The organism is Shewanella sp. DW31 (genome assembly GCF_015767295.1).
Taxonomy (GTDB): Bacteria; Pseudomonadota; Gammaproteobacteria; order Enterobacterales; family Shewanellaceae; genus Shewanella; species Shewanella oncorhynchi.
The window spans coordinates 91,679-104,542 of record NZ_JADWMP020000003.1 but is presented as its reverse complement, the minus strand read 5'-3'; the positions used below and the strand labels follow the sequence as shown (position 1 = coordinate 104,542).

Genomic DNA, 12,864 nt, shown 5'->3' with positions numbered 1-12,864 from the left:
TTCCCGTTCTTGATTGATTGTTGGTGTGGAGCGCTCAATGCCCGCATTATGGATAATCTAATAGATAAGTTAATGAAACATTAGCCCTATCGAATAAGCCCTACCATAACGCGGCCAAGCACTTAAGCCAGTAGCATGGCAAAAATAGCAGCGCTCAAAAGTGTAATTAACTTGTTACATAGCACTTTTACGTCGCACTTAGTCATACTCGGTACCTGCAAAGAAAATCATAAAAAATGCGCCAAGGAACAAGTCCATTAGCGCATCTACTTTCGGCCATTTCAATCGGTTAATTATTTGATATTAAATAGCATCTACTCTTTAGACTTATCTTTAGCTGGCCGAGAGACTTTGTCATCAACATCGGCGAATTGGCCTTTTAATGCGTCGCGACCTTCTTTGGTAAACAGCTTGCCTGAAAACTGCTTCAGTTCGATCAACAATTCCTGATGCACTTTAGACAATTTAGGCCTTTGCTCTTCCCTAAACACAATCGGCCGACACAGTGCCATGGCTTGATATCCAAGACGCGCAGTTAACATGCCGCCCCCTAAGCCTTGGGCCAAGCGAGCAGACAATTTACCTGTCATTTCAACCGATAACAGCTGTGTTCCTAAATCTGTGACTAACTCACTGGTGCCCGCATAAATAATATTGATGATGATACTGCGGATAAGTTTAATTCGGCTCCAGTAACCAAGTTCAATGCCATAACAGCGGGCGACATCGCGCAGCATACGTTGATTACGCCAGAGGATAATCGCCATATCGAGCACAGCTAACGGACTCGCCGCCAGTAACACTGCCGACTCAGCCGCATAGCGTCGCACGACTTTTTTGGCCAGTTCATCTCGCTCCGTTAGGACTAAGTCCTCGAATAACAAGACTTTCTCGGCATCATTATGTTCATCTTTTAATGAGCTGCGAAGTTGCTGCAAACCTTGGCTGTCTTCATAGTGGCAAACGATATTATCGATAAAGCTGTCTGCTTCACCCATTTGCATGCTCTGCGCTAGCCTTGCACCTGTTTCTTGAGTATCGGCGACCTGTTTGAGTCGCTTGAGCTTACGGTATTCACTGACTGCGCTCGCCAATGCCCACGCACTGACAACCCCAAGCACCACACCATAAAAACTGAACAACCAAGGGCTCTCAAGCCAAGCATCCCTCAGTCCTAATCCTGTTTGAACGACTACAAGCAGCAATAAACTCACAGCTGCTAGACGGGCGAGCCAAGACCAACGGCGTGACTTGACGAGTTGAGGCGATACCGATTTAGCATCGATCATTTTTGGATGGGATGACAACGTTTCATCCATCAATTCCTCAATATCAGCAGCCACTTCTTGCACTGGCGTATGCGGATCAAAGGCTTTCGCCCCTTTGAGCTCCTCTTTGCTGGGTTTGAGCTCCACGACTTCTGGGTCAAACAGCTGCTGCTTTTTCAGCGGCTTATGTTCAACTGAGTGTGCAAATGAGTTCGCAGAAGAATTAGAAGCCTGCTCGTTAGCGTTATCCGATAGCTTTAGCGTCATTCCAACTTATCTCCCAGTAAGTACTGCAGCAAATGATCGAGACGAATATGGTCAAAGTGCACTTGAGATGGGTCAATATTGGCATTGCTCGGCGGTGCAAAGCCGACAAAGTTAAACCCTTGTTCACGCCAAAAATCGGGCTCAGGTAAGCGAGTGGGCACTTCGCCTGGAAACAAGGTCAGGGCTTTACCGTTGAGTCCCATCCCCTGCACGACTTCCACCTCGCCCTCTTGGGTCGTTACCATGCCATGGCGAGTCGCTTTAATGGCGCTAATCGCCATAGTCTCCACTTTACAACCATCGAAACTGGCAAAATGCTGGCTGTGTTTCAACATATCGGTTAGCAGGGACAAAACATGGCTCTGCTGATCGCGAGTCACATGGTCAACCTTGCTCGCGGCAAACAACAAACGGTCGATGCGGGGGGCAAATAAACGTCGTAAATAACTCGATTGGCCAAACTGAAAGCTTTCCATAATGGCATTGAGCGCCGCGCCCATATCCTCAAATTGCTTTTTACCGCGATTCAACGCACTAAAACAGTCAACAAGTACTAACTGCCGATCAAAACCGGCAAAGTGGTTTTTATAGAAAGGCTTAACCACTTTAGCCACATATTCTTGATAACGTTTTTCAAGTACATGGAATCCACTGTGTTTATCGCTTTGCGAAAGCTCAGCAAACTTTTCATCATTAACCAATAACAGGGGGAAAAAAGCCAATAAGGGAGCCCCCTGCCATTCACCCGGCAATAACATGCGTCCAGGCTGCGCTTGGTAATAACCTTGCACGTGCACTAAATCATTGAGTAATAACTGATATTGATCGGCAATCCGCTTTAATTGCTGCTCATCGGCGCTGGAGGCTAAATCCAATGACATCAATGATTGTTCAAACTCAGCATACAAGGGTGAGCTTTTAAGATTCTCGATGCGAACTTGTTGAGCACGGCACCAGGTTACAAAGTCTTGGCGCAGCATAGGTAAATCGAGTAGCCATTCGCCAGGATAATCAACTATGTCCAAATACAGAGTGGCGGTATCAGAAAACTTGGCCAGTAAGCCCTTTTTCGGTCGGTATTTAATCGCCAGTCGTAATTCAGAAATAGTACGGGTAGAGGCTGGCCAAGTCGCAGGTTCGGAAGTGAGCGCTAACATGGCGCCTTGATAATCAAAACTAGCGATTTCAAGATCCGGCTGCATGGCACGCTTAACACCGAGTAAACGCTGATCGCGGCTCACCTGCCACAGTGGCAAAGCGCTGTTGTTGCGGGCGTGAGGTAACGTTGAGACAGGTCCAGAATTGAGTAACTGATTGACTAACCCCGTGATAAACGCCGTTTTTCCTGCACCAGAAAGCCCAGTCACGGCCAAACGTAAATGCCGGTCCGCGGTGCGATGTAACAGGGATTGGCCCTTTTGGGTTAATTTATGGAGCGAGGCATCAAGCATTCCCATAGAGACTTCCCTTATGTCGAATGATGTTAACTTATGTCAAGTGATGTTGACTATACACTGGAATGGAGCAGAGATTAAGCAACAAGGGCGGACATGGCCGCCCTTTAGAAGGGTTACAAACTATTGATTTGTCTTTTTAAATCAAAGTTGTCAGAGGTGACATGGCGTTCTAAATTTTGTAGCCTAACTTCTAGACTTCGAAATTGACGACTCACGTCGCTTAGCGCTTGCTTTGCGGGTTCTCCCGACTGCCACGGCTTCTTCTTCACCTCGATATCATCTCTATCGTAATGCTTTTGCGGCTTGATGTCTAAAATCACCCACAAAGCGACATAGATGATAAATACCACACCTGAGCCGCCGAGTAAGAAGATAGACACAGTCAGCACTCGCACTAACCAAGTTTCAATCGCAAAGTACTCGGCAATCCCTGCACATACACCCGCTATTTTGCCTGACTGGGGAATGCGGTACAAAGTACGGCCATTAGATCCTCTCATGTTTCCCCCTCCATTCGGGCGATTCTGTATCCAGAATGGCCTCTAATGTCTCGATACGCGCCGCCATTTTATCGGCCTTGGATATCAAATCATTGAGTTGTGAAAACTCTTCCTCAGTGAGTCCCTGGCTCACTTGTCGCTTACTGCGATAATGAAGAACTAACCATATTGGCGCGACTATCACCATGAAAATAATAATCGGCGCCATTAGCACGTCCATATCCATAACTCACCTCTGAATTGTTATTCTTTTGACTTAGTTGGCGCTTTACCTTTTACCTTGGCTTTGAGCGCTGCCAGTTCTGCATTCACAGAATCTTCCGCTTCTAGCGCCGCAAACTCATCGGCTAAGGTCTTCTTGCTGCCAAGATCGTAAGATTCAACTTGGGCTTCTAAGCCTTCGACACGGCGCTCATATTGCTCAAACTTGAGCATAGCATTGTCGATCTTGCTTGAATCTAACTGCTTTTTCACTTCTAAGCGTGATGACGCTGTTTGAGTGCGCAAAATAATGGTCTTTTGACGCGCTTTTGCATCGAGCAGCTTTTCTTGCAACATGCCCACTTCATCTTTCAAGCGTGCGATATGTTCATCGATGACGGCTAACTCTTGATTCAGCGTATCGGCTAAACCGGTCGCTTTTTGTTTTTCAACTAAAGCGGCTTTCGCTAAGTCTTCACGGTCTTTGGACAGTGCCAGTTCAGCCTTATCTTGCCAATCTTGCACTTGCTCTAACACGCGGTTGATACGACGTTGCAGCTCTTTCTTTTCAGCTAACACTTTAGCTGAGGTAGAACGCACTTCAACGAGTGTGTCTTCCATTTCTTGGATAATCAGTCGAACCATTTTTTCTGGGTCTTCGGCTTTATCCAGCAATGCGCTGATATTAGAGTTAATGATATCGGCGAAACGAGAGAAAATTCCCATAATCCTATCCTCAAATTGATGTTGGTCTCGTACAAGGTAATACACTAACCGTGCCAACTTTTACTTCTTATTTAAATACAGCATCTTAAACAAAATTTTAACTTTTACTTCCTTTTACGCTTCAAGCCACTTATTATCATTTTCACCAAATTTTAGCGCGAAAGACTAAAAAATATCGTGGATAATAAATTTCAGCAAGACAACCTTATCGGTCAATCCAACGCCCTACTCGAAGTGTTAGAACATGTGTCGCAAATAGCGCCTCTGTCTAAACCCGTACTGATTATTGGTGAACGTGGTACAGGTAAAGAGCTTATTGCCGAACGCTTACATTATCTGTCTAAGCGCTGGGATCAAAGTTTTATTAAGCTAAACTGTTCATCTTTGAGTGAAAATTTACTCGAGAGTGAATTATTTGGCCATGAATCAGGTGCCTTTACTGGCGCCAAAGGCAAACACGAAGGCCGCTTTGAGCGCGCCGACGGCGGCACCTTATTCCTCGACGAATTAGCCAACACCTCAGGACTTATCCAAGAAAAGCTCCTGCGTGTCATTGAATACGGCGAATTTGAACGGGTCGGCGGCAGTAAAACCGTGCAGGCCGATGTCCGTTTAATCTGCGCTGCCAACGAAGATTTACCATCACTTGCTGACGCAGGCGAATTTCGTGCCGACTTGCTCGATAGACTCGCCTTCGATGTGATTACGCTGCCACCGCTGCGTTGCCGACCTGAAGACATTATGACGCTGGCGGAATATTTCGCCGTTGGTATGGCGCGCCAATTAAAGCTGCAACTGTTCAGCGGTTTCAGCGCCCATGCGGTCGAGCAATTAATGACCCACGACTGGCCGGGTAATATCCGTGAACTTAAAAACGTGGTCGAGCGCAGCGTTTACCGTAATGGTGGTGAAAATAGACCCATCGATCATATTACCCTCGATCCCTTTGCTTCACCGTATCGGCCCAAAACGCGGATCAAAACCCGCGAGCGTCAAATCACCTCAGTTGCGCCAACAACTGTTGCCAGTACGCCACAATCTGTGCCGATATTTGAGGCTGAAGTACAAGTCAATACTGAGTATTCAACAAATTGCTTTAATTTTCCGTTAGATTTTAAAGAGCAAACGGAGCAGTACGAAATGGATCTGATCCAGCAAGCACTCTCAAACAGCCAATATAACCAAAAGAAAACCGCCGACATGCTCGGATTAAGCTACCACCAACTGCGTGGCATCCTTAAAAAGTACAATTTACTTGATAAAGCATAAGCAGATTGCCCACGGGGGAGATGCACTGCTAAAATAGCCGTTCATAGTCGATAAAATAATGATTTATAAATGAGTGTGCTAATTAGACGCCTGTGCCTAACAACTGCAGTTTCTTGCATGAGTTGGTTGTTGGTCGCGTGTGGCCCCCAACGACTCCCTTCTGGTTTGGTGTATTGCTCCGAAGGGAACCCTGAGTCTTTTAATCCACAATTGGTGACATCTGGCACAACAATCGATGCCACCTCGCATCAAATTTATAGTCGCTTAGTGGATTATGACACCCAGTCAGGCAAGCTTGTCCCTGCCTTGGCGACGAGTTGGGCCATGTCTGATGATGGCTTAAGCTATCGCTTCACTCTCAGGGAAAACGTGCAGTTCCAGCATTCAAAGCGTTTTTACCCAACTCGCCCCTTTAATGCCGACGATGTGTTGTTCTCCTTTAATCGTATTATCGATACCCAGCATCCTTATCATTTTGTCTCCCGCACGGGTTATCCCTTCTTTCAAAGTATTGGCTTTTCTCAGCAAGTTAAAGGGATAGAGAAGATAAACGATCATGAAGTGGTCTTTTACTTAACCCGCAAAGACGCTTCTTTTCTGTCGAATTTAGCCACCGACTTTGCGGTGATCTTATCCAACGAATATGCGCAGCAGCAGTTAGCTTTAGGTCATCCTGAAAACGTCGACCACTTTGCCATTGGTACAGGACCGTTCACCTTAGTGCAATACGCTAAAAACGAATATATCCGCTATCGCCGTAATCCCGATTTTTGGGGAGAGCCAGCAAAAATTGATATGTTGGTATTTGATATCACACCCAAAAGTACAGTTAGGCTCGCTAAGCTTATCGCAGGAGATTGCAGCGTTTCTGCGCTGCCCAAAGCAGGTGAACTGCCTGTTATCAAACAGCATCAAGAATTAAACATCGAATCACAACCAGGTCTTAACGTGGCATTTTGGGCCTTTAATACGCAGAAGCCACCGTTAGATGATGTTCGCGTACGTCGTGCACTGGCCTATGCTGTTGATAAACAAAATATCCTGCGAGCGGTTTATCAAAATACTGCCATTGAAGCCACGGGCGTTCTACCTCCGGCATCATGGGCATATGCCAATAACAAAGGACTTGTCGATTACAATCCGCAAAAAGCACGCGACTTATTGAAAGAAGCCGGTATAAAAAATCTCAGCATCAATATTTGGGCCATACCGGTTGCCCGCACTTATAACCCCAATTCGTTGAAAACGGCCGAATTAATTCAATCCGATCTAGCAAACATCGGCGTAAAAGTGAATATCGTCAGTTACGATTGGAGCGTATTTAATCAGAGACTGAGCCGCGACGACTATGATTCTGTGCTGATTGGCTGGAATGCTGATAACAGCGATCCCGATAACTTTTTTAATCCGCTGCTGAGCTGCGCAGCAATGCAATCGAACAACAATCGTTCTCGCTGGTGTAACCCAGAGTTTGATGCCATCTTAAACAGCGCAAGGGAAGTATCAGATCAAGCGGAACGTAAAGTGATTTATCAACAAGCAGAAGCCTTTTTAGCTGAACAAGTACCTATGCTGAGTCTGGCACATGCCAAACGTGTAGCGTTAACTCGCAGTGATATCAAGGATATGCAGCTTACGCCTTTTGGTGGGATTTCCTTCACCCATACTAGCCAAGCACCACAGGAGGCGAATTAATGTTTACATACCTACTGCGTCGCCTCAATTTATTTCTTGCTACTTCGTTAGTCATGGTGGGTGTCTTATTTTACGCTACAGGCTTGTTTCCAGTTGAGCGCACCTATGCACTCACTGGCATACATACACCGACGGCGACCCAACTGGTTCAAATAGAACAAGACTACAAATTAGATAAAAACCAAGCGTGGCAATTTATCGCTTACCTACAACAAAGGCTTAGCGGTAATTTAGGGATTTCAGTCACGTCACATCAAGAAGTCGCCGAAGAACTCAGTGCCGTCCTGCCCGCCTCCTTCGAACTTGCTGTGATGGCGGGCATTATCGCAATTTGCTTGGGCGTGCCCTTAGGCGTGCTCGCCTCCCAGAGTCAACATAAGCTCACCCAAAATACCATTATGGCGATTACCCTAACGGGCTACTCTGTACCCGTATTCTGGTTAGGCCTTTATCTTTCGCTTTGGTTTGGCGTCGATCTTGGTTGGTTACCAATTTCGGGACAAATCAATTTGCTCTATGAAATCAAGCCCGTCACTGGCTTTATGCTAGTGGATACCTTGTTGTCAGAGTCTGAATACGGCATGTCGGCATTTAAAGATGCCCTGCTGCATATCATTTTGCCTGCCACAACACTGGCCGTGTTACCTTTTACTGTAGTGGTTCGTAGCACCCGTTCGGCAATGGTGAATGTGATGAATCAAACCTTTATCCGCGCCGCCGAAGCCAGAGGCATGCATACTGGCACGATTATACTACGCCACGCCCTGCCCAATGCGCTGATCCCCGTACTTAAACATTTAGGGCTAATGCTTGGCTCATTTGCCAGTTATGCCATAGTGGTTGAAATGATTTTCTCTTGGCCTGGTGTAGGATCTTGGCTGGTTTCAGGGATTTACCAACGGGACTATACTGTTATCCAAGGTGGGATTTTGGCCGTGGCCCTATTGATTATCTTCCTAAGTATCTTGATTGAAGTGCTGCACACAGCCTTTAATCCACTGAGCAGAAAAGACCTTTATGCCACCAGTTAAAATTTATCAAGAAGATCAAATTGCCTCTCCGACTATGCGGGTTTGGATTAACTTTTCGGCTAATCCTTTCGCCTTAGCGGGTCTGTGGACGATTGCATTTCTGCTCTTGCTAACCCTGTTTGGCCCTATGATTGCGCCCTTCCCACCAGAGGCACAAGATCCAAGAGCCTTGCTGTTACCACCCTCTTGGGACCCTTCAGGGACAGTGGCGCACTTTTTAGGGACTGACGATCTCGGCCGCGATATTTTTAGCCGATTATTACACGGCGCGCACTTGACCTTTGGCATGGCGCTGCTGATCGTCGTTACCGCATTATTCACAGGCTTTATCATAGGGTCGTTGTCGGGCATGATGCGGGGCTTAAAGTCCAGTATTCTCGGTCATTTGCTCGATGCGCTGTTATCGATTCCTTCATTATTAATGGCCATTTTAGTGGTAGCTGTAATGGGACCAGGGCTTGAAAACGTGTTCTGGGCCGTCGGGATTGCCTTAACCCCACAATTTGTGCGCTCCATACACCAGTCAGTGCATGAAGAATTACAAAAAGAATATGTCACAGCCGCGCGTTTAGACGGCGCTAACTCGATGCAAATTTTTTGGTATGTCATTATGCCAAACGTGTGGGAAGTGGTGATTATTCAAACCACACTTGCCATTTCAGCTGCTATTTTAGATATCGCTGCCCTGGGTTTTTTAAGCTTGGGCGCACAGGCGCCGAGTCCAGAATGGGGCGCAATGGTCGCCCAAGGGATGGATAATTTACTAACTGCACCTTGGGCCGTAACTATCCCAGGCTTAGCGATTCTTTTCAGTGTGCTTTCCATTAACTTGGTTGGCGATGGCCTACGGTCGGCGCTTGCGCCCATCAGAAACTAACTTATGCCCTTACTCGACGTACGAAATCTAACGATTGAACTCGATACGCCCCACGGTAGAGTGCGGGCGCTAGAAAAAGTCAGCTTAACGCTCAATGCGGGCGAAATTCATGGGCTAGTCGGTGAATCTGGCTCAGGACGAAGTTTGTTAGCCAGAGCGATTTTAGGCATCCCCGGACCCAACTGGACTATTACTGCAGACCGCATGATGTGGGATGGCAATAACTTGATGGCCATGAGCTCAAAAGAGCGCCGTAATCTGATGGGGTCAGACATGGCGATGATCTTCCAAGATCCGTCTGGCAGCTTAGATCCAGCACAAACCGTCGGCAGTCAGTTGATGCAAGCTATGCCTAAAAATCCCAACGCCTATTTTTGGCAACGGCGCAGGCATGCACGGCTTACAGCACAGAAATGGCTGCATAAAGTCGGGATCAAGAATCCGCGGCAGGTGATGTCTAGCTACGCGTGGGAATTATCCGAAGGCGAGTGCCAAAAGGTGATGATTGCGATGGCGGTTGCTAACCAGCCTCGCCTCTTGATTGCAGACGAACCCACAAGCTCGATGGAGCTCAGCACTCAGGCGCAAATTTTCAGATTATTATCCCAATTAAATCAATTACAAAACGTATCGATTCTATTGATCAGCCACGAGCTGGAAACCTTAGCCCAATGGTGCGATCACTTATCCGTGCTCTATTGCGGTCAAGTCATGGAATCTGGGCCGACGGACGAAGTGATTAAACAGCCTTATCATCCTTACACTAAGGCGTTACTCGAAAATATGCCCGACTATTCAGGCTCAGGTGGTCACAAGGCGATTATGCCTACCCTACCGGGTTCTGCGCCCGCCTTACAGCATTTGCCAATTGGTTGTCGTTTAGGGCCACGCTGCCCTGAAGCACAAAAAAAATGCGTTAATCAGCCAAATTTGAGTCATATCAAAGACCGCTATTTTGCCTGTCATTTCCCTTATCATGGCGAAACCCATAATGACGACCCCACTGCTTAAAGTTAATGACCTTTATAAAAGATATGATACTGGTTATAAGGGCTTTTCCCGCCAATATAACGATGCATTAGCGCCCGTATCCTTTGAGCTCGAACGCGGTGAAACCTTAGCGATAGTGGGTGAGGCGGGTTCAGGTAAAAGTACCCTCGCCCGCATTTTAGTCGGTGCAGAGCCCCGCAGCGGTGGTGAGATTTTTTTCGAAGGTGAAGCCTTAGACAGCCGCAATGTGAAGCAAAGATGCCGCTTAATTCGGATGATTTTCCAAGATCCGAATACTTCACTGAACCCGCGCCTAACGATTGGTCAATTACTCGATGAGCCGCTACGTTTCAACACCCAAATGTCAGCGCAATCGCGACACACCCAAGTGGTCGATACCTTACGAAAAGTAGGTTTATTACCTGAGCATGCGGAGTTTTATCCGCACATGATTTCCGAAGGGCAAAAACAACGAGTCGCAGTAGCACGAGCCTTAATGCTCAATCCTAAAATTATCATTGCCGATGAAGCCTTAACCGCTCTGGACCTTTCGGTGCGTTCGCAAATTCTTAATTTGCTGTTAAAACTGCAAAAAGATCTCGGCTTGTCTTATATCTTCGTGTCCCATAATCTCAATATTATTCGCCATGTCAGCGATAAAATTATGGTACTGCACAAAGGTGTAATGGTTGAAAAAGCTGATACAGAACAAATATTTAATTCACCAAAACATGAATACACCCAGAGGTTGGTCCAAGAGCAGAGTCTGTTTGTTCACAAACGCTAAACTGCTCCAACCACTTAAATAATCTGGTGAATTGGCTAAAAATAGGTGCCATTTACCCGCCGAAATATTTATCCTATTGGTCATTTTGATAGAAGAAGCTTAAACATGATTATCAAACCAAAAATTCGTGGATTCATTTGTACCACTACACACCCTGTCGGTTGTGAAGTAAACGTTCAAGAACAAATCACCTTAACTAAAGCAAAAGGCAAGATCGCTAACGGCCCGAAAAAGGTATTAGTAGTCGGTTCATCAAGTGGTTATGGTCTATCTTCACGTATCGCAGCCGCTTTTGGTAGCGATGCTGCAACGATTGGCGTGTTCTTCGAAAAGCCAGGTACTGAAGCGAAACCGGGTACTGCAGGTTGGTACAACTCTGCCGCTTTCGACAAATTTGCTAAAGCGGAAGGTTTATATTCTAAAAGCATTAACGGCGATGCCTTTAGCCATGAAGCTAAACAAAAAGTCATCGAGCTTATCAAGCAAGATCTTGGTGAAATTGACATGGTTGTTTACTCACTGGCATCACCAGTGCGCAAACTCCCTGATTCAGGTGAGCTTATCCGATCAGCTTTAAAACCCATTGGCGAAACTTACACAGCGACTGCCGTTGATACCAATAAAGACTGCATCATTGAAGCCACCGTTGAGCCAGCAACTGAGCAAGAAATTGCCGATACTGTCACTGTTATGGGCGGCGAAGATTGGGAACTGTGGATTAAAGCCTTATCTGAAGCCGGTGTATTAGCCGATAACTGCAAAACCGTAGCCTATAGCTATATAGGTACAGAACTGACGTGGCCAATTTACTGGCACGGCGCCCTTGGCAAGGCCAAGATGGATCTGGACCGCGCTGCAAAAGCGTTAAATGAACAACTGTCAGCCACTGGCGGCAGCGCAAATGTTGCAGTGCTAAAGAGCGTTGTGACTCAAGCGAGTTCGGCTATTCCTGTCATGCCTTTATATATCGCTATGGTATTCAAGAAAATGCGTCAGGAAGGTCTCCATGAAGGTTGTATGGAGCAAATCTATCGCTTATTCAGTGAGCGCCTATTCCGTGCCGATGGTGCAAAACCTGAGACAGACAGTGATAATCGCTTACGTTTAGATGACTGGGAACTGCGTGAAGATATTCAGCAACACTGCCGTAATTTGTGGCCACAAGTGACCACAGAAAACTTATCAGAATTGACTGATTACCGTGAATACAAAGCTGAATTTATTAAGTTATTTGGTTTTGGTATCGAAGGCATTGATTACGATGCCGACGTTAACCCATACGTTGAATTTGACGTTATCGAACTCTAATCAACTCGATAGCGAATCACTGCTTATCACAAACGTTAAACGCCACTTTTTAGTGGCGTTTTTATTTATAACTCCCAGATTAAGATGCGTTACACTAGCTGCAGTTGACCCCTAATAATCCCTCAATAAGGAAAATCAATGAAAATTAGCGCAAGAAACACCCTCAGCGGTACAATCAAATCCATAGAAATGGGCGCTGTAAACAATGAAGTGACAATAGAACTTGCACCCGGTGTCGTACTGACCTCTGTGGTGACTAAAGCTTCCTGTGAGCGCCTAGGGCTCAAAGTGGGTGATTCGGCTTATGCCCTCATCAAAGCCAGCAGCGTAATGATTGGCGTTGATGATTAACCATTCAACTCAGTAACGTGGCGATTGAAGTAATGGAATATGGAGTCTGACAGTGTTGCTATAGCGGATATCCTTCTAACTTCATTGGTAAACTTTATCGAATTAAAAAAACAAAAAGGCCAAGTGAACTCACTTGG

Annotated in this window: 13 protein-coding genes; 8 read left to right on the top strand and 5 right to left on the bottom strand. The window is 46.2% G+C overall.

Annotated features, from left to right (window positions below):
* Window positions 1-314 precede the first annotated feature (314 nt).
* The 5 genes from GWI56_RS03965 to pspA form a co-directional block, all read right to left on the bottom strand.
* Window positions 315-1,535, bottom strand: coding sequence for a TIGR01620 family protein (locus GWI56_RS03965; protein ID WP_198572200.1), 1,221 nt, complete (start codon window positions 1,533-1,535; stop codon window positions 315-317).
* Window positions 1,532-2,992 (bottom strand): YcjX family protein, encoded by a 1,461-nt coding sequence (locus GWI56_RS03960; RefSeq protein WP_198572199.1) that lies wholly within the window; start codon window positions 2,990-2,992, stop codon window positions 1,532-1,534. Before GWI56_RS03960 ends, GWI56_RS03965 begins: the two co-directional genes overlap by 4 nt.
* Window positions 2,993-3,105: 113 nt before the next feature.
* The gene (pspC, locus tag GWI56_RS03955) at window positions 3,106-3,492 is read right to left on the bottom strand and encodes an envelope stress response membrane protein PspC (RefSeq protein ID WP_028760457.1); all 387 of its coding nucleotides are present in this window, start codon (window positions 3,490-3,492) and stop codon (window positions 3,106-3,108) included.
* Window positions 3,479-3,718: an envelope stress response membrane protein PspB gene (gene pspB, locus GWI56_RS03950; protein ID WP_006081138.1), complete on the bottom strand. Its 240-nt coding sequence runs from the start codon at window positions 3,716-3,718 to the stop codon at window positions 3,479-3,481. The genes pspC and pspB overlap by 14 nt, the downstream gene beginning before the upstream one ends.
* 17 nt (window positions 3,719-3,735) lie before the next feature.
* On the bottom strand, window positions 3,736-4,419 hold the full coding sequence (gene pspA, locus GWI56_RS03945) for a phage shock protein PspA (RefSeq protein ID WP_006081137.1): 684 nt from the start codon (window positions 4,417-4,419) through the stop codon (window positions 3,736-3,738).
* A gap of 177 nt (window positions 4,420-4,596) precedes the next feature.
* Between pspA and pspF the strand changes: the two genes are divergently transcribed.
* The 8 genes from pspF to GWI56_RS03905 all read left to right on the top strand — a co-directional run bounded on the left by pspF (window position 4,597) and on the right by GWI56_RS03905 (window position 12,727).
* A complete protein-coding gene (gene pspF, locus GWI56_RS03940) occupies window positions 4,597-5,688 on the top strand; it encodes a phage shock protein operon transcriptional activator (RefSeq protein WP_198572198.1) in 1,092 nt (363 codons plus the stop codon).
* A 69-nt stretch (window positions 5,689-5,757) separates the two neighbouring features.
* Window positions 5,758-7,383 (top strand): ABC transporter substrate-binding protein, encoded by a 1,626-nt coding sequence (locus GWI56_RS03935; RefSeq protein ID WP_198572197.1) that lies wholly within the window; start codon window positions 5,758-5,760, stop codon window positions 7,381-7,383.
* Complete coding sequence (locus GWI56_RS03930) at window positions 7,383-8,414, top strand: ABC transporter permease (protein ID WP_028760461.1); 1,032 nt, start codon at window positions 7,383-7,385, stop codon at window positions 8,412-8,414. Before GWI56_RS03935 ends, GWI56_RS03930 begins: the two co-directional genes overlap by 1 nt.
* The gene (locus GWI56_RS03925) at window positions 8,401-9,291 is read left to right on the top strand and encodes an ABC transporter permease subunit (protein ID WP_105252931.1); all 891 of its coding nucleotides are present in this window, start codon (window positions 8,401-8,403) and stop codon (window positions 9,289-9,291) included. The genes GWI56_RS03930 and GWI56_RS03925 overlap by 14 nt, the downstream gene beginning before the upstream one ends.
* A gap of 3 nt (window positions 9,292-9,294) precedes the next feature.
* Window positions 9,295-10,302, top strand: a complete 1,008-nt coding sequence (locus tag GWI56_RS03920) for an oligopeptide/dipeptide ABC transporter ATP-binding protein (RefSeq protein ID WP_113938851.1) — start codon at window positions 9,295-9,297, stop codon at window positions 10,300-10,302.
* Window positions 10,283-11,068 (top strand): ATP-binding cassette domain-containing protein, encoded by a 786-nt coding sequence (locus GWI56_RS03915; protein WP_105252932.1) that lies wholly within the window; start codon window positions 10,283-10,285, stop codon window positions 11,066-11,068. Before GWI56_RS03920 ends, GWI56_RS03915 begins: the two co-directional genes overlap by 20 nt.
* 105 nt (window positions 11,069-11,173) lie before the next feature.
* Window positions 11,174-12,376: an enoyl-ACP reductase FabV gene (gene fabV / locus GWI56_RS03910; RefSeq protein ID WP_105252933.1), complete on the top strand. Its 1,203-nt coding sequence runs from the start codon at window positions 11,174-11,176 to the stop codon at window positions 12,374-12,376.
* Between the two features lie 138 nt (window positions 12,377-12,514).
* A complete protein-coding gene (locus GWI56_RS03905; RefSeq protein ID WP_006085368.1) occupies window positions 12,515-12,727 on the top strand; it encodes a molybdopterin-binding protein in 213 nt (70 codons plus the stop codon).
* Window positions 12,728-12,864 lie beyond the last annotated feature (137 nt).